Source organism: Halosolutus sp. DAT137, from assembly GCF_059736405.1.
Genome location: NZ_JCAQID010000008.1, coordinates 203028 through 219216, shown reverse-complemented (window position 1 = coordinate 219216; position 16189 = coordinate 203028). Strand labels below are relative to the sequence as shown.

Here is a 16189-nt window from a genome sequence, read left to right as displayed (position 1 = left end):
GGCCGCACTCGGACCGATCGGCTCTGAAAACGAGGCGCGCTGTGGCTGCCGGTTGCGGCCGGTCCACCGCGTAATCGTCCCGTTCGAGTTGGTCGAGTTGGTGCCAACGAGGGAGTCAGTTTTCGGCAATAACGGGTGGGAGGGGGCGCAGCGAGTCGACCGTGTGCCCCGTTTCGACGAAGTGTTCGATAACCCGTTTCGACACCTCCCGTTCGGTGTACCCGTCGTTCGTGCTGATTTCCCAGCGACACTCCAGACAGTATTTATGCATACGTAGCGCTCGTTTTCAGATCCGTGACCAGCCACCGAAAGCCCCATGCAGGACAGCGAAAGCCACGATCTGTGTGAGATTTGGTCGTTCGAGCAATAGCCCACGACGACGGTTGCCGTGACCAGTCGGGACCGCCAGTCGCAGTCGAAATTGCACCGTGGCCGACAACCCGATGTTGTTCGGTACTGAGTTCATACGGGTCGGCAACGCTATCCGAGGCTTTTAAGCGCCGAGGTTGCGACTCTCCGGATATGAGCCAACAGCCCGACCAGCGATCGGCCGACGGGGGCAAACCCGACGACCTGCCGAGCAACGAGGTCACGGAGGGGACCGAACGGGCCCCCCACCGGGCGATGTTCCGTGCGATGGGATACGACGACGAGGACTTTTCCTCGCCGATGATCGGTCTCGCCAATCCGGCCGCCGACATCACTCCCTGTAACGTGCACCTCGACGATGTCGCCCAGACGGCCTACGACGGGATCGACGAGGCCGGCGGGATGCCGATCGAGTTCGGGACCATCACCATTTCGGACGCGATCTCGATGGGGACCGAGGGGATGAAAGCCTCGCTCATCTCGCGGGAAGTTATCGCAGACTCTGTGGAACTGGTCGCCTTCGGTGAGCGCATGGACGGCCTCGTGACGATCGGCGGCTGTGACAAGAACATGCCCGGAATGATGATGGCCTCGATCCGGACAGATCTGCCGAGCGTCTTCCTCTACGGCGGCTCGATCATGCCCGGCGAGCACGACGGTCGGGAGATCACCATCCAGAACGTCTTCGAGGGCGTCGGAGCCGTCGCTGACGGCGAGATGACCGAAGAGGAACTCGACGAGATGGAGCACAACGCCTGCCCCGGCGCGGGTTCCTGTGGCGGAATGTTCACCGCCAACACGATGGCCTCAGTTGCCGAGGCGCTCGGTTTCTCCCCGCTCGGCGCGGCATCGCCGCCGGCAGAGGACGACTCTCGATACGACGAGGCCCGCCGCGCCGGCGAACTCGCCGTCGAGGCCGTCGAAGCGCGACGCAAACCGTCCGATTTCCTCTCGAAAGAATCCTTCGAGAACGCGATCGCCCTGCAGGTCGCGATCGGCGGTTCGACCAACGCCGTCCTTCACCTGCTCGCGCTGGCCGCCGAAGCGGGTATCGACCTCGAGATCGAGGAGTTCGACGAGATCAGCCGGCACACTCCGAAAATCGCGGATCTTCAGCCAGGCGGCGAACGCGTCATGAACGACCTCCACGAGGTCGGCGGCGTGCCCGTTATCCTGGCCGCCCTCTACGAGGCCGACCTGCTCCACGGCGACGCGCTGACGGTCACGGGCAACACGATCGCCGAGGAACTCGAGCGGATCGACCCGCCGTCGATCGAGGAGTTAGACGAGGACTACCTCTACACCGTCGAGGAGCCAAAAAACGAGCAGGGCGCGATCCGCATCCTGACGGGCAACCTCGCGCCCGGCGGGGCCGTGCTCAAGATCACCGGGGACGACGACCTCCACCACGAGGGGCCCGTCCGCGTCTTCGAGACCGAAGAGAACGCCATGGCCTACGTCCAGGAGGGCCACGTCGATACCGGCGACGTGATCGTCATTCGCAACGAGGGGCCACAGGGAGGGCCAGGGATGCGCGAAATGCTCGGCGTGACTTCGGCTGTCGCCGGCCAGGGCCACTCCGAGGACGTCGCGTTGATCACCGACGGTCGCTTCTCCGGCGCGACGCGGGGGCTTTCGATCGGTCACGTCGCCCCCGAGGCGGCCGTCGACGGTCCGATCGGTGCCATCGAAGACGGCGACACGGTGACGATCGATATCGCGGAACGCGAACTCTCCGTCGACCTCACCGACGAAGAGATCGAACAGCGTCTCGAGGCCCGCGACAAGCCCGACCCGACGTACACGTCGGGCGTGCTGGCGAAGTACGGCGACGCGTTCGGCTCCGCGGCCAACGGTGCCGTGTCGAACCCCGGCGCGAAAAAGAATCAGTAACGCATCCAGTCGCGTTCCTCGGGCGATTCACTTGATAATCGTCACCGGAACCGTCGCCTTGTCGACGACCGATTTTGCCACGCTGCCGACCACCTGTTCGCGCGTCTCCGAGAGGCCGCGATGGCCGACGTAAATGCCGTGAACGTCCGCCGAATCGGCGTACTCCGCGATCGCTTCTGCCGGTCTGCCGGCTAACAGTTCGGTCGTAATCTCGATCGTCTCGCTGCGATCGGCCGCGGTTTCGGCCGCGTGGGCTTTCGCCTGCTGGAGCGTCCGTTCGCCCTGTTCCATCGCCTCCGCTTCCCCGGGGAGGACGAGATTGCCGTCGACGAGTTCCGTCTCGGGTGTCAGGACGTGTACGATCTCGAGGGGAAGATCCCACGCGCCGGCCTCCCGGGTGGCGTATTCGATCGCCGTTTCGCTGACATTGGAGCCATCGGTTGCCACGAGAATCCTCATACGAGACGCTACTCGTGAGACGGCTATATCACTATCAGTCGTTCTTACGTGTTGGGAACTGATCGATTCGAAAATAGTCCGACTGCTGTGAAAATACCGACAGAGAAGACACGTCACGAGAGCCGACTTACTGCTCGAATTCCCGTTCGGCCGCGGCCAGCGCGTCCTGCGTATCGATGCTCTCGAAGGTCGCCGCATCGATATCGTCGAGTTCGGACTCTTCGACGGTGACAACGTCGATTCGGTCGATCGCGGCGACGATTCTCCGGTCGTCCGAATCGAGGGCTGCCTCGCAGGCCTCGGCCATCGCATCTGCCCGGTAGACCGCCTGAGTCGTCTGATACCATCCCTCTTCGAGCTGGACGACCGCCCCGTCGTGGCTCTGCGCTCGCTCGGCCAGATATGCGAGCAGATCCGGGTCGACGAAGGGCATGTCACAGGCCACGACGGCCGCGTACTCGCGATCGACCTTCTCCAGACCGATCTGGATACCCGCGAGTGGTCCCTGATCGGGAATCGGATCGATCGCGAACCGAACGTCGAGCGCACAGTCCGATAGCGCGTCCGCGATCGCTTCGCGCTGGTCGTCCCGACAGTTGATCACGACATCGTCCGCGACCATCCCAAGTCGATCGACCACGTGGTGGACCATCGGCGTGCCGGCGAGGGGGGCGACCGCCTTGTCGGCGTCGCCAAAGCGCGTCGAGTAGCCGCCGGCGAGGACGACGCCGCCGAGCGAATCGATCGCCGTGTCGGTAGCAGTCATATGGACACGGATAGGACGAGACGGTTTATAAGAGTCCGGCGTGGGACACTCGCGAACCACCCAAAAATCCGCTCGACTCGCTCATTCGAGGACGGCTACCAGCGGTTCCTCGGCGATCATACTCGTCAGAACAACTCGGGAGACGCGCCCGTGGGACTTGTCGCTACGATCGAGGATCCGGCGTGCGATCTCCCGCCCCACGGCTAGATCGTCCTCGTCGTCGACCATGTTGAGCAGCGGAACGTACGTCGCGTCGGCGGGCACGTTTTTTAGGCCACCGTCGGGACTCGTCAGCACGGTCGCCACGTCTGCCGACTCGATCGGCTCGCCAGGAGTCCGTCCCGTGACCGCGGCGACGCGGTCGGGCCGGTGGACGACGCGCTCGTCGAGAGGTTCGCCTACGGCGTGGACGCTGGCGATCGCGAGGACGGTATCGGTCGATCGGGGAAGCTGTGGTTCCTGGTCGTCGGGAGCTTTGAGCCATCGCGTTCGCGCTCCGTCGGCTTTAACGAGAACGTGGTCCGGGACGTCCGAGGCCCCAATTTCGTCGACGACTGACGGCTCGTAGCCGACGTACCGATCGTCGCCCTCGCGGTCTGCGACCAGTCCGAGGGGCCACTCCTCGTTCCCGTCGGTACGCCGCTCGGGTGCGGCCAGCGCGCCGACGGGGTCGTCCGTCACGTCGACTGCGGCGACCTGGCGATCGAAAATCGGAATTCGAACGGTGGCCGTGAGAACCGCCCGATCGAGTCGGCCGGCGAGTTCGTACAGCGTCGATTTCTTCCCTCCAGCGCCGACGACGCAAGTGATTCTGGCGTCCGCACCGAGGGCTCGCGAAAGCTCCATAGCCGGTAGTATTCGCCCGTGCTATTTGAATATCCACCGACCCCGCCACGAACGACTTCGCGTTCCGGACCACCGCATGAATTACTCGCTTTTGAGGGGTCTCACGCGTAACTGACCGTCGTCGAAGCCGATAACAATGGCTAGTAATCTCGGGGAAGAAATCCACAACAAGTTTTAAACTAACAATGGTGGTGGAACCCTCTGGTGCGTGACCCAATGTCAATGAACGCTGTCGTATACAAAGGCCCACACGACGTCGCCGTCGAAGAAGTAGACGAACCCGAACTGCAACATCCCAACGACGTCCTCGTCGACATCACGACGTCCTGTATCTGTGGCTCTGACCTCCACATGTACGAAGGACGAACCGCCGCTGATCCGGGGATCGTCTTCGGACACGAGAACATGGGGATCGTCTCCGAAGTGGGTGACGCCGTCACCACGCTCGAGGAGGGCGATCGGGTCGTCATGCCCTTTAACGTCGCCTGTGGCTTCTGTCAGAACTGTGAAGACGGCTATACCGGGTTCTGTACCAACGTCAACCCCGGTTTCGCCGGCGGGGCGTACGGCTACGTCGCGATGGGACCGTACAAGGGTGGACAAGCCGAAAAGCTCCGGGTACCCTACGCCGACTTCAACGCGCTCAAACTGCCGGAAGGTGACCAGCACGAGGACTCGTTCGCGCTGCTCGCGGATATTTTCCCGACGGGCTGGCACGGCACTCGACTCGCCAACCTGCAACCCGGCGAGTCGATCGCCATCTACGGGGCCGGTCCGGTCGGACTGATGGCCGCCTACAGCGCGAAGATCCAGGGTGCCTCCGAGATCTACGTGGTCGATCGCGTCCCCAGCCGTCTCGAAATGGCCGAAGACCACTGTGACGCCCACGCGATCGACTTCGAGGAGGGCGATCCGGTCGACCAGATCGTCGACGAACACGGCGACGAGGTCGACAAGGGCGTCGACGCCGTCGGCTATCAGGCGATCGACCCCGAAACCGATCCGGGCGACGACGCCTACGACCCGGCTCGCGAGAACCCGGCCGTCGTGCTCAATCAGCTAATCCAGACGGTGCGCCCGACCGGCGAAATCGGCGTTCCGGGACTGTACGTCCCCTCCGACCCCGGCGCACCGGACGAGATGTCTGCTCAGGGTCGACTCGGCATCGACTTCGGGAAGCTCTTCGAGAAGGGCCACAAGTTCGGCACCGGCCAGTGTAACGTCAAGCAGTACAATCGACAGCTTCGGGACATGATCATCGAGGGCCGGGCTGACCCGAGCTGGGTCGTCTCCCACCGGGTCGACCTCGAGGAGGCCCCCGAGATGTACGAGCGCTTCGACGATCGCGAGGAGGGCGTCGTCAAGGTGCTGCTCGAGCCCTGAACCGGGACCGATTCGCTTTTTTCCCGCGGTCGATGCTACCGCCGAAGCCACACTTTCGGATGGTCCGCTCGGAGGTGGTCCTGGTATCGCTTGATGAGATCGGGGTAGGTATCGTCGACCGCGTACCAGTCGCAGTGATCGCAGGATCGTTCGACCACGTCTGTCGCACTGCCAACGTACGCGCCGTTTCGTTTCGGGTTCATAATCGTTCTCTCGGTTGTAATCGTCAGTGAGAGCCTTCGACGGGGGACCGTTATGGGTCTGTTGGCCGTCGCAGTCTACCACGCCGACGATCGGGATCGATCGTCTCGAGCGAGCGCGAACGCGGGCGACGGAAAAGCGTATAGTGGCGACGGTGCTACCCGGCGGTATGTGCCAGTACTGCAACTACTCGTTTTCCGACGGCTGGGGACGGCTGCTCGAGTACGACGACGTCTACCAGAACGCCACCGCGCAGGCGACCACCCAGTCGACCCACGGCTTTCACGAGTCCTGGGACGAACTCAGCGACGAACTCGAATCGTAGCCAGCGACGGACGCTGACCGTCGTCCCCACGACTCAGATCGTCGGGGCGACGGACTCGAATCACAGCGGGAACGGCTCCGCCCACTCCTCGTTCTCCTCGGCGGTCTCCGGGTCGACGGTCATCGCCTCGAGTTCTGCTCGGATGCGCTCTTGGTCCATCCCACTGCCGATGAACACCAGTTGTGTCCGTCGATCGTCCTCGGGTCGCCACTCACCGATCGGCCCTGCCTGCACCGACGGTCCTGCCTGACTGACTCCAATTACTGTGTCGTGACCGGCGACGTAACAGACGCCTTTCGCACGGATGATCGAGCCGTCCCACTCTCTGAGCCAGTCGACCAGTTCGGTGGGTCGAAACGGGGCGTCGGACCGAAAGACGAACGACGAGACGCCGTGTATATCTGCGGCCCGCTGTCCGCGATCGTGTGCGTGGCTGTGTTCGTGTCCGTTCCCGTGCTCGCTGTCACGGGTGTCACCGTGGCCGTGCTTGTGGCCCTCGCCCCGGAGTTCGCGTTTCCATCCCTGCGATCGCGTCGCGTCCTCGAAGTCGAACCGGCCGGTGTCGAGGACGAGGTTCGGATCGACCTCGCTGTAGGTCGTTCGGACCCGCTCGGCCCGCGGCTGGAGTCGATCGACGACGGTTTCGATCTCGTCGAGGACATCGTCGGGGACCATATCGGCCTTGTTCAACAGGAGGACGTCACAGAACTCGATGCTCTCGACGAGAACTTCGCTCAGTGGCCGTTGCTCGTCCGGCTGGGCGTGTTCGGGTAGCGACTCGCCGGCGTCGAACTCCTTCCAGAAGCCGTAGGTGTCGAGGACGGTCACCATCGTATCCAGCCGAAACAGCTCCGTCGGGTCGATCTCGCTCGCGTCGGTTCCCTCGGTGAACACCCGTGCGACGGGAATCGGTTCGCTGATACCCGAGGATTCGACCAGCAGGTAATCGAACTCCCGTTGCTCGGCGAGGCGATCGGCCTCCGAGAGCAGATCACCTTGCAGCCGACAGCAGATACAGCCGTTCGAGAGGTCGATGATTCCCTCGTCTTCGTTCTCTCGAGCGATCAGGTCCGCGTCGATGTTCACCTCACCCATATCGTTGACGATGACCGCAATTTCGCGGTCCCTGGGGTTCGACAGGAGGTGATTGACGAGCGTGGTCTTGCCGGCACCGAGATAGCCGCTGACCACCGTCACCGGAATCCGATCGTCGTCTCGTGTCATGCGGTACGGCAGGCCACCACAGGGAGGATAGTAAAGAGCGGGGTCGGCAAGGAACGGGAGAAGTCGACGGGAGTCAATCCGAGAGTAACAGATTAGCCACTGACCGTCACTGTACACCAGATCGTACGACTGGAGCGTGGGCCGGAGTGAGCGAGGACCATGGATACCGACCGGAGAACGCAGTGATCCGTGAGCGGTCGATGCGCGCGGGAATCGCGGACAGTGCGATCAGTGTGCAACTCGTGTCAGTTGTCGCGGTCGTTCGGCGCCCGTCGGCTATAGTTCGGCGGCCCTCGCGGTGAGTACTGACTGCTGTTCGTCGGGCAACGGATCGTAGCGCAGCGGCGTAGCCTTTCCCCGCCCGATTTCGTCGTGGTCAACGTATCTTGGTGAACCGCTTCGGGGGCAAGCCCCGAGGCACTCGGCCTGCTCCGCCTGTAGATTGATCACCGGTGTGGCGGCCGGCAACCGTTCTGACTAGTGAGGGTCACGTTTGGCCGCGAAAACGCGGAAAAAGGAAACTGATTACTATCCGTGGCGCGGTCGTCAACACGAAAGAACTCTCCGGCGTACCCGTCGGGTTTAAGGAAGTCAATTGCGAACAATTCACTATGTCATCCATTGAACTCACACCGAGCCAGAAGAAAATACTTCGTGCGCTGACGAACCTCCACAAGGAGTCCGAGGACGCGATCAAAGGCGAAGATATCGCCGAACAGGTCGATCGAAACCCCGGCACGATTCGCAACCAGATGCAGAGCCTCAAGGCCTTACAGCTGGTAGAGGGGGTTCCCGGACCGAAGGGTGGATATAAACCAACGGCCGCCGCCTACGAGGCCCTCGAAATCCAGCAGATGGACGATCCGGCCTCGGTTCCGCTGACGCACAGGGGCGACCCGGTCGATGACGTCATCGTCGAGGAAATCGACCTCTCGAGCGTTCACCATCCCGAACTCTGTCGAGCGGAGATTCACATCCAGGGATCGCTCGGCGGCATTAGAGAGGGCGACTCCGTCACCGTCGGCCCGACGCCGCTGTCGAAACTCGTCGTCGAAGGAACCCTCGACGGTAAAGACGATACGAACAACATCCTCATTTTGCGTATCGACGATATGATCGCTCCGGCAGAAGAACCCGACCACTAAGTCGATCGATACCTCGGGACAGACGAGACGTACGTGCGACACCGTGTCACTGGAGCAGGTGTCAACGGACGGTCCGTTCACGATTCGAAAACGTGTGCGTTAGCATCGGGCGACGGACTACCCACAGCGGTTTCTGACGTGTGGATATTCGTCGTCTTCTCGCCTGACGACTTCTTTGCCATCGTTCCTCCTTCATCGCTCTCTTCTTACCTCCGTCGGACCCTCGAAAAAGAGAGCGGGCTCAGTTGGCCGCTGACCCGTCGTCTACACCCACCGTCTCGTCGTCCGGGCTCGCTGACTCCTCCGGGTGATCGCCTGAGTTCTCTTCTTCCGGCGTTTCGGCCGTCGCTGCCGGAATCACGTCGACGCTCGCGACCGCGTCGTTGTCTGGGACGTCCATTACGATCACGCCCATCGTGTTGCGTCCGACCGCCGAGATCTCGTCGACGCGGGTACGGACGATCTGGCCGCGTTCGCTCATCATCACGAGTTGGTCGTCGTCCGAAACGGCCATGGCCGCCGTCACGGGACCGTTTCGATCGCCCGTCTTGATGTCGATCAGCCCCTTGCCGTAGCGGGACTGCGTCCGATACTCCGAGAGGCGGGTCCGTTTGCCGTAGCCGTTCCGGGTAACAGTAAGCAGGGCCTGCCCGTCGTCCTCGTCGGTCGCGACGAGGCCCGCGACGGCGTCGTCTTCTTGCAGTTTGATCCCGTTGACGCCGCGAGCGTTTCGCCCCATCGCGCGCACTTCGTCCTCGTCGAATCGAATCGTCATCCCGCCTTCCGTCGCGATGACAAGGTCCTGGGTGCCGTCTGTCACTTCGACGTCGACGAGTTCGTCGCCCTCCTCGAGATCCGCAGCGATGATCCCGGTCGATCGGATGTTGTCGAACTCCTCGCCGGCTGTTCGCTTGACGTAGCCGTTCCGGGTGGCCATCGTCACGAACTCGTCATCGCTGAAGGCGTCGGTGTCGACGATCGCGGTGATGTCCTCGCCGGGATCGAGGTCGAGGATGTTGACCGCCGACTTGCCGCGGGCGGTCCGACCCATCTCGGGGATCTCGTAGGTCTTTAGCTGGTAGACCTTGCCATGGTTAGTGAAACAGAGGAGATAGTCGTGGGTGTTCGCCCGGAACACCGTCGAGACGCGATCGTCCTCCTTGACGTCCGCACCGATGATCCCCTTGCCGCCACGACCCTGGGGGTCGAACTGGTCGATCGGCATCCGCTTGACGTAGTCGTCTTCGGTCATGACGACGAACACCTCCTCCTCGGGGATGAGGTCCTCGTGGGTGACCGTCCCCTGATCCTCGACGATCGAGGTGCGGCGTTCGTCGGCGTATTCGTCTTTGATCTCCCGCAGTTCGTCTTTGATGACGCCGAGCAGTTCGGTCTCGCTGTCGAGAACTTCGGTCAGGCGCTCGATTTCGGCCTGGACCTCCTCGTATTCGTCTTCGATCTCGACGGTTTCCATCGACGTGAGACTGCCCAGTTGCATCCGAACGATGTGTTCGGCTTGCGCCATCGAGAAGTCGTAGGCCTCCTGCAACGCGGCTTTCGCGGCCGATCGGTCCTCGCTGTTGCGAATCAGGTCGACGACGTCCTCGGCGTTCTCGACGGCTTTCAGCCGGCCTTCGAGGATGTGAGCGCGCTCTTCGGCCTCCGTGAGGTCGTACTCGCTGCGGCGGCGGATGACTTCGCGGCGGTGGGAGACGTACTCCTCTAGGGTCTCTCTGAGCGAGAGGACTTGCGGCTGACCGTCGACCAGCGCGAGATTGATCACGCCGAACGTTCGCTCTAAGTGATTTTCGAGCAGTTTGTTCTTCACCACCTCGACGTTGGCTCCGCGTTTGCACTCGACGACGATGCGGACGCCCTCCCGATCGGACTCGTCGCGCAGATCGGAGATGCCTTCGATTTCGCCTTCGGTGACGTCCTCTGCGATTCGCTCGACCAGTCGCGCCTTGTTCGCCTGGTAGGGCAGTTCCGTGATAACGATGCGCTCGCGATCGTTTTTCCACTCCTCGACCTCGAACTCCGCGCGAACGCGGATGCGCCCGCGGCCGGTTTTGTACGCCGAGTAGATAGCGTCGCGGCCGACGATGTTGGCACCGGTCGGAAAGTCGGGACCCTTCACGTGGTCCATTAAGTCCTCGACTGTCGCGTCGGGGTTGTCGATTAGTTCGATCGTCGCGTCGATCACCTCGCCGAGATTGTGCGGCGGGATGTTCGTCGACATTCCGACGGCGATCCCCGAGGAGCCGTTCACGAGAAGGTTCGGGAAGGCTGCGGGGAGTACGTCGGGTTCTTGCAGTCGATCGTCATAGTTCGCTGAGAAGTCTACCGTGTCCTTCTCGATATCCTCGAGCAGTTCTTCGGAGAGGGGAGCCATCCGAGCCTCAGTGTACCGGGGCGCGGCGGCTGGATCGCCATCCATCGAACCGAAGTTCCCCTGGCCGTCGACGAGGGGATACCGCATCGAGAAGTCCTGGGCCATCCGGACCAGCGTGTCGTAGATCGCGCTGTCGCCGTGTGGGTGGTAATCACCCATCGTCTCCCCGACGATCGAGGAGGACTTCCGGTGGCTGCTGCCGGAGGAGACGCCCATCTCGTGCATCGCGTACAGGATGCGCCGGTGGACCGGTTTGAGCCCGTCACGGACGTCTGGGAGGGCACGACCTGCGATAACGCTCATCGCGTAGTCGATGTAGCTCTGTTCCATCTCGTCCTCGATGCGGACGTTCTCTACCGCTCGTGCCGCTACGTCGGTCGGATCGGGTACGTCTGAACTCATGTAGTAACCTCACCTCAACTATATGTCGATCCACTCTGCTTCCGGCGCGTGATCCTTGATGAACTGTTTCCGGGGTTCGACGGCGTCGCCCATCAGCACGGAGAACATCTTGTCGGCTGCAGCCGCGTCCTCGATCGTGATCTGTTTGAGAATGCGGTTGTCGGGGTTCATCGTCGTCTCCCAGAGCTGTTCGGGGTTCATTTCACCGAGTCCCTTGAACCGCTGGACTTGCGTCGGATTGCCGTCGCACTTCTCCGCGACGATCTGATCGCGTTCGGCGTCGGTCATCGCATCGTAGGTTTCACCGCGGTAGCGGATGCGATACAGCGGCGGCTGGGTCGCGTAGACGTAGCCACCTTCGAGCAGCGGGCGCATGTGTCGGTAGAAGAACGTCAGCATGAGCGTCCGGATGTGTGCGCCGTCGACGTCGGCGTCCGTCGCCATGATGATCTTGTTGTACCGGACGTCGTCGACGTCGAACTCGTCGCCGATCCCCGCGCCGATCGCGGTGATCATGTTCCGGATCTCGTCGTTTTCGAGAATGCGATCGAGTCGGTGTTTCTCGACGTTCAGGATCTTCCCCTTGATCGGAAGGACGGCCTGGAACTCGGGGTTACGGGCCTGTTTTGCGCTGCCGCCCGCGGAGTCTCCCTCCGCGATGAACAGTTCGGCCTCGTCGGGATCTTTGGTCTGGCAGTCCGCGAGTTTGCCCGGCAGCGAGGTCGATTCGAGCGCGGACTTGCGGCGGGTCAGTTCCTCCGCCTTCTTGGCCGCCTTGCGCGCTTTGGCCGCCTCGACGGCTTTCGCGACGATCGCTTCCGCAGTGTCGGGGTGTTCCTCGAAGTAGGTTCCGAGTCCTTCGTGCATTGCGCTTTCGACGATACCCCGGACTTCGCTGTTGCCGAGTTTCGTCTTCGTCTGGCCCTCGAACTGCGGATCGGGGTGTTTGATAGAGATAACCGCCGTCAGCCCCTCGCGGATGTCCTCGCCTTTGAGGTTCTCGTCGAGGTCAGACAGCAGATCGTTACTGTCGGCGTAGTCGTTGACGGTGCGCGTGAGCGCGGTCTTGAATCCCGTGAGGTGGGTCCCACCCTCGCGTGTGTTGATGTTGTTCGCGAAGGCGTGGATTGAGCCCTGAAGCTCCTCGGTGGCTTGCATTGCCACCTCGACCTGGATATTCTGGTCTTCGTCTTCGAGGTAGATGATCTCCTCGTGCATCGCCGAACGAGTCTCGTTCAGATACTCGACGAATTCTCGGATCCCGCCCTCGTACTGGTAGGCTTCTACGGCATACTCGCCCTCTTCGTCGGTCTCGCGCTCGTCGCGGAGCGCGATGCGGACGCCGGAGTTGAGGAAGGCGAGTTCCCGAAGCCGATTCGACAGCGTCGAGAAGGCAAAGTCGTCCGTCTCGAAGATGCCGTCGTCGGGCCAGAACCGGATTTCGGTTCCGGTTTCCTCGCCGGGTTCCATATCGCGAACCCGCTCCATGTCACCGACGGGTTCGCCCCGCTCAAAGGCGTGGCGGAAGACGCCACCGTCGCGTTTGACCTCCGCCTCGAGTCGCTTCGAGAGCGCGTTGACCACGCTCACGCCGACGCCGTGGAGTCCGCCGGATACCTGGTAAGACTTGTTGTCGAATTTCCCACCGGCGTGGAGAACGGTGAGAATGACCTCGAGTGCGGGTCGATCGTACTCCTCGTGGGTGTCGACGGGGATCCCGCGTCCGTCGTCGGCGACGCTCACCGACCCGTCGTCGTGGATCGTCACCTCGATTTCGTCACAGTACCCCGCCAGCGCCTCGTCGATCGAGTTGTCCACCACTTCGTAGACGAGATGGTGAAGCCCTCGAGAATCCGTAGAGCCGATATACATCGCCGGCCGCTTTCGGACGGCCTCCAGGCCTTCCAAGACCTGAATCTGCCCGGCACCGTACTCGCTTTCCTGGGACATGTAAAACCTGTTTGTGGGTAGCGCCTGCCGCCCTATAAAGGTTCACGTACGCGCGCGAGCGCGAATCGCAATCATCCGAAAACGGTGATCACAATGACTGAACACGCATCGTAACAATCACGGAACACGTACAGATGGCGGGTCGATGACGGCTTTTGGACGACAAATTAGTTCCCTGATCGAGCGATCACCGGTACCAATTACAACAGACCGTCTGAGACGTCGGTTCCACGCGCATCGAGGACGCGATTCGTAAACTCGGTAGACAGTCCAACGTACGCCATCGGATCGGTCAGGGAGTCGATCGTCGACGCGTCGAGATGAGCCGTGACTCGCGGATCGTCGGCCAGGGACTCCTCGAAGGACTGGGTCCCATCGAGCGCCCTCATCGCAGCCTCGTGAACGATCTCGTGGGCGGTCTGTCGGCCGGTCGTCTCTGCGAGCGCCATCATGACCGCCTCCGACGCGATCAACGGTCCGGAGCGACGGATGTTCCGTTCGATCGCATCGGTGTCGACATCGATTCCCTCCAGATTCTCGCGCGTGTTTACTAACGCACGGTGGAGGTAGCCGGCCGCTTCGGGGATGACGGCGAATTCGACGAACCACGCCGATCGATCCCGCTCGTCGAACGGTTCTAACAGTTGATTCATGACTGCCGCGTGTCCCCGAACCAGCCGCGCGATTCCGAGTGTGTGCTGGGATAGTACCGGATTTCGCTTGTGAGGGTTCGTGCTGCTTCCCAGTTCGTCCTCGGGAACGGTCTCCGCCACCTCTCCGATCTCGGGACGGTTCAACAGCAGCACTTGCTGTGCGATCCGTGCGAGCGTCCCGGCGATCAGCGCAAACAGATTCAGCGTTTCAGCGAACCGATCGCGCGTCGCGGTCCACCCGATCGTCGGCACGCCAAGATCGAGTTCCGCCGCGAATCGCTCTAGAATCTCGATTCCGTCGTCACCGACGGCTGCTAGCGTTCCGGATGCACCGGCGAACTCGACGACGTACAGTCGGTCTTCGAGTTGCTCCAATCGGAGCAGGTGACGCTCGATCTCGTCGAGCCAGGTCGCGAATTTAAATCCAAGAGTGATGGGCGGCGCGTTGACGTGTTGGGTCCGTCCGATCATCGGCGTTTCCCGGTGTTCGACCGCGAGAGACCGGAGACGATCCCGTACGCTGAGGAGGGACTCGCCGATTGCCTCGATCGCATCGCGAAGTTGCAAGACGACGACCGTGTCGGAGATATCCTGCGTCGAGGCACCCCAGTGAACGTACTCTCCCGCACCGCCGAGTTCCTCCTTCCAGGCTTCGATGATACTCATCGAGAACAGTCCGATCTCGTCAACGTACGCCTCGATTCGCGACAATTCGACGCTTTCGAGATCGGCGTTCGAGGTGATCGTGTCGCTGGCCCACTCTGGGATAACGTCTACCGACGCTTCCGCTCGGGCGAGTGCAGCTTCGACCGCCAGAAAACGGGCAATAAACGATCGCTCACTGAAAATATCACGCATCTTTTCGGTTCCGAAAACGTCTCGAAACAGAACCCCGCCCGTGTGGAACGACATACTGCCAACAGTTCTCGAACGATGAATATAAGTGTTGGTCACCGACCCTCGAATTCGGAGTCACGACACTCGGTCACGACACCCTCCGCTCAACTAGACTCCGACTACAGGCGGTGGATTGCGCCTCCCACGGGTACGTCGTGGGCCACCGGTCGGAACGGTTTCAGGCGCGCGAACAGAGTCCTATCCCTATCGTAAAAACCCGTGTCAGTACCCTGGCCACGATTGACGGGCGTCGAGACGATAGAACGAGGAAATGCAACCGCTGTATCTCGCAATCGGAGTCGTCGTACTCGCCGCCGTCGTGGTCGACATCATCTGGACAACGCTCTGGGTCGATGGGGGGTCCGGACCACTGTCCGAGCGGTTGACAACCTGGACCTGGCGCGGGCTTCGGTTCGCGAGTCGGGACGAGTCGTGGGCGCTCAGTATCGCCGGGCCGCTCATCCTGACGCTCACGCTCGCGATGTGGATCGCCCTGCTGTGGCTCGGCTGGACACTCCTGTTCGCCGGCGGCGAGACGGCCCTCGTCAGCGCCCAGACCGGTGCGCCGGCCGACTGGGCCGGTCGGTTCTACTACGTCGCGTACACGATGTTCACGAGCGGAAACGGCGACTACTCCCCGAGAACAGCGACCTGGGAGATCGCCAGTTCGTTCACGACCGCGACGGGAATGGCATTCGTCACGCTGGGGGTCTCCTACATATTGACCGTTCTCGGAGCCGTCTCCGAGAAGCGATCGTTCGCCAGCAGCGTGACAGGACTTGGCGAGCGTAGCGAAGCGTTCGTCAGGATCGGCTGGGCCGGCGACGCGTTCGACGGTCTCGAGCTTCCGATCGAGACGCTGGCAGAACAACTCTCCTTGCTCGCTGACCAGCACAAGGCCTATCCGATTCTCCACTACTACCACAGCGAACAGGCCTCCCGCGCCTCCGCGATCGCCGTCCCGATTTTCGACGAGGCGACCACCATCTTCCGTCACGGCGTCGACGACGACGCCCAACTCGATCCCGCCCTCGTCGAAAACGCCCGATCGGCGACCGAGAGCTACCTCGATACGCTCGAGACGGCGTTTATCGATCCCGCTGAGGAGGTGCCGCCACCGCCAGAACTCGATCGGCTGCGGGCCGACGGCATCCCGACCGTCGACGACGAGGAGTTCGAGGACGCGCTCGCGGCCCGGAGTGAGCGACGCCGAAAGCTGCTTGGGGTGACGCGGGCCGACGCGTGGCACTGGCCGCCGATCGAGGACTGACCCGTCCGCTGGCC

At 62.2% G+C, this 16189-nt stretch carries 14 protein-coding genes; 5 read left to right on the top strand and 9 right to left on the bottom strand.

Annotated elements, in window-relative coordinates; genetic code table 11:
* Window positions 1-115: 115 nt before the first annotated feature.
* Window positions 116-271 carry a hypothetical protein gene (locus AC6I6L_RS14215; protein WP_497918424.1) on the bottom strand — a complete coding sequence of 52 codons (156 nt, stop codon included), beginning with the start codon at window positions 269-271 and terminating at the stop codon, window positions 116-118.
* 251 nt (window positions 272-522) lie between these two features.
* Here AC6I6L_RS14215 and ilvD point away from each other — a divergent pair, with 251 nt between their 5' ends.
* Window positions 523-2262 (top strand): dihydroxy-acid dehydratase, encoded by a 1740-nt coding sequence (gene ilvD, locus AC6I6L_RS14210; RefSeq protein ID WP_497918423.1) that lies wholly within the window; start codon window positions 523-525, stop codon window positions 2260-2262.
* 27 nt (window positions 2263-2289) lie between these two features.
* On the opposite strand, the gene AC6I6L_RS14205 is transcribed toward ilvD, so the two are convergent.
* The 3 genes from AC6I6L_RS14205 to yqeC form a co-directional block, all read right to left on the bottom strand.
* On the bottom strand, window positions 2290-2721 hold the full coding sequence (locus AC6I6L_RS14205; protein WP_497918422.1) for a universal stress protein: 432 nt from the start codon (window positions 2719-2721) through the stop codon (window positions 2290-2292).
* Window positions 2722-2848: 127 nt separating this feature from the next.
* Window positions 2849-3487, bottom strand: a complete 639-nt coding sequence (gene mobA / locus AC6I6L_RS14200; RefSeq protein ID WP_497918421.1) for a molybdenum cofactor guanylyltransferase — start codon at window positions 3485-3487, stop codon at window positions 2849-2851.
* 81 nt (window positions 3488-3568) lie between these two features.
* A complete protein-coding gene (yqeC, locus tag AC6I6L_RS14195) occupies window positions 3569-4333 on the bottom strand; it encodes a selenium cofactor biosynthesis protein YqeC (RefSeq protein WP_497918420.1) in 765 nt (254 codons plus the stop codon).
* 222 nt (window positions 4334-4555) lie between these two features.
* On the opposite strand from yqeC, the gene AC6I6L_RS14190 reads away from it, so the two are divergent.
* Window positions 4556-5716, top strand: coding sequence for a glutathione-independent formaldehyde dehydrogenase (locus tag AC6I6L_RS14190; protein ID WP_497918419.1), 1161 nt, complete (start codon window positions 4556-4558; stop codon window positions 5714-5716).
* Window positions 5717-5751: 35 nt separating this feature from the next.
* Here AC6I6L_RS14190 and AC6I6L_RS14185 read toward each other — a convergent pair whose 3' ends face one another.
* Complete coding sequence (locus tag AC6I6L_RS14185; RefSeq protein ID WP_497918418.1) at window positions 5752-5919, bottom strand: hypothetical protein; 168 nt, start codon at window positions 5917-5919, stop codon at window positions 5752-5754.
* A gap of 167 nt (window positions 5920-6086) precedes the next feature.
* On the opposite strand from AC6I6L_RS14185, the gene AC6I6L_RS14180 reads away from it, so the two are divergent.
* Complete coding sequence (locus AC6I6L_RS14180; RefSeq protein WP_497918417.1) at window positions 6087-6242, top strand: hypothetical protein; 156 nt, start codon at window positions 6087-6089, stop codon at window positions 6240-6242.
* A gap of 60 nt (window positions 6243-6302) precedes the next feature.
* On the opposite strand, the gene AC6I6L_RS14175 is transcribed toward AC6I6L_RS14180, so the two are convergent.
* The gene (locus tag AC6I6L_RS14175) at window positions 6303-7466 is read right to left on the bottom strand and encodes a CobW family GTP-binding protein (protein ID WP_497918416.1); all 1164 of its coding nucleotides are present in this window, start codon (window positions 7464-7466) and stop codon (window positions 6303-6305) included.
* A gap of 611 nt (window positions 7467-8077) precedes the next feature.
* Here AC6I6L_RS14175 and AC6I6L_RS14170 point away from each other — a divergent pair.
* On the top strand, window positions 8078-8611 hold the full coding sequence (locus tag AC6I6L_RS14170) for an Rrf2 family transcriptional regulator (RefSeq protein WP_497918415.1): 534 nt from the start codon (window positions 8078-8080) through the stop codon (window positions 8609-8611).
* Between the two features lie 241 nt (window positions 8612-8852).
* Here AC6I6L_RS14170 and gyrA read toward each other — a convergent pair whose 3' ends face one another.
* The 3 genes from gyrA to AC6I6L_RS14155 form a co-directional block, all read right to left on the bottom strand.
* A complete protein-coding gene (gene gyrA / locus AC6I6L_RS14165; protein WP_497918414.1) occupies window positions 8853-11405 on the bottom strand; it encodes a DNA gyrase subunit A in 2553 nt (850 codons plus the stop codon).
* A gap of 18 nt (window positions 11406-11423) precedes the next feature.
* Window positions 11424-13355, bottom strand: coding sequence for a DNA topoisomerase (ATP-hydrolyzing) subunit B (gyrB, locus tag AC6I6L_RS14160; protein ID WP_497918413.1), 1932 nt, complete (start codon window positions 13353-13355; stop codon window positions 11424-11426).
* Window positions 13356-13555: 200 nt separating this feature from the next.
* Window positions 13556-14920, bottom strand: a complete 1365-nt coding sequence (locus AC6I6L_RS14155; RefSeq protein WP_497918412.1) for a class-II fumarase/aspartase family protein — start codon at window positions 14918-14920, stop codon at window positions 13556-13558.
* Window positions 14921-15176: 256 nt separating this feature from the next.
* Here AC6I6L_RS14155 and AC6I6L_RS14150 point away from each other — a divergent pair, with 256 nt between their 5' ends.
* Window positions 15177-16175: an ion channel gene (locus AC6I6L_RS14150; RefSeq protein WP_497918411.1), complete on the top strand. Its 999-nt coding sequence runs from the start codon at window positions 15177-15179 to the stop codon at window positions 16173-16175.
* The last annotated feature ends 14 nt before the right edge of the window (window positions 16176-16189 follow it).

Excerpts from the sequence above, each read along its gene's own strand:
- ilvD (WP_497918423.1), top strand. The coding sequence starts at position 523 with ATGAGCCAACAGCCCGACCAGCGATCGGCCGACGGGGGCAAACCCGAC.
- AC6I6L_RS14170 (WP_497918415.1), top strand. The coding sequence starts at position 8,078 with ATGTCATCCATTGAACTCACACCGAGCCAGAAGAAAATACTTCGTGCG.
- gyrB (WP_497918413.1), bottom strand. The coding sequence starts at position 13,355 with ATGTCCCAGGAAAGCGAGTACGGTGCCGGGCAGATTCAGGTCTTGGAA.
- gyrA (WP_497918414.1), bottom strand. The coding sequence starts at position 11,405 with ATGAGTTCAGACGTACCCGATCCGACCGACGTAGCGGCACGAGCGGTA.
- AC6I6L_RS14185 (WP_497918418.1), bottom strand. The coding sequence starts at position 5,919 with ATGAACCCGAAACGAAACGGCGCGTACGTTGGCAGTGCGACAGACGTG.
- AC6I6L_RS14205 (WP_497918422.1), bottom strand. The coding sequence starts at position 2,721 with ATGAGGATTCTCGTGGCAACCGATGGCTCCAATGTCAGCGAAACGGCG.
- AC6I6L_RS14175 (WP_497918416.1), bottom strand. The coding sequence starts at position 7,466 with ATGACACGAGACGACGATCGGATTCCGGTGACGGTGGTCAGCGGCTAT.
- AC6I6L_RS14155 (WP_497918412.1), bottom strand. The coding sequence starts at position 14,920 with ATGTCGTTCCACACGGGCGGGGTTCTGTTTCGAGACGTTTTCGGAACC.
- yqeC (WP_497918420.1), bottom strand. The coding sequence starts at position 4,333 with ATGGAGCTTTCGCGAGCCCTCGGTGCGGACGCCAGAATCACTTGCGTC.
- AC6I6L_RS14190 (WP_497918419.1), top strand. The coding sequence starts at position 4,556 with ATGAACGCTGTCGTATACAAAGGCCCACACGACGTCGCCGTCGAAGAA.
- mobA (WP_497918421.1), bottom strand. The coding sequence starts at position 3,487 with ATGACTGCTACCGACACGGCGATCGATTCGCTCGGCGGCGTCGTCCTC.
- AC6I6L_RS14215 (WP_497918424.1), bottom strand. The coding sequence starts at position 271 with ATGCATAAATACTGTCTGGAGTGTCGCTGGGAAATCAGCACGAACGAC.
- AC6I6L_RS14180 (WP_497918417.1), top strand. The coding sequence starts at position 6,087 with ATGTGCCAGTACTGCAACTACTCGTTTTCCGACGGCTGGGGACGGCTG.
- AC6I6L_RS14150 (WP_497918411.1), top strand. The coding sequence starts at position 15,177 with ATGCAACCGCTGTATCTCGCAATCGGAGTCGTCGTACTCGCCGCCGTC.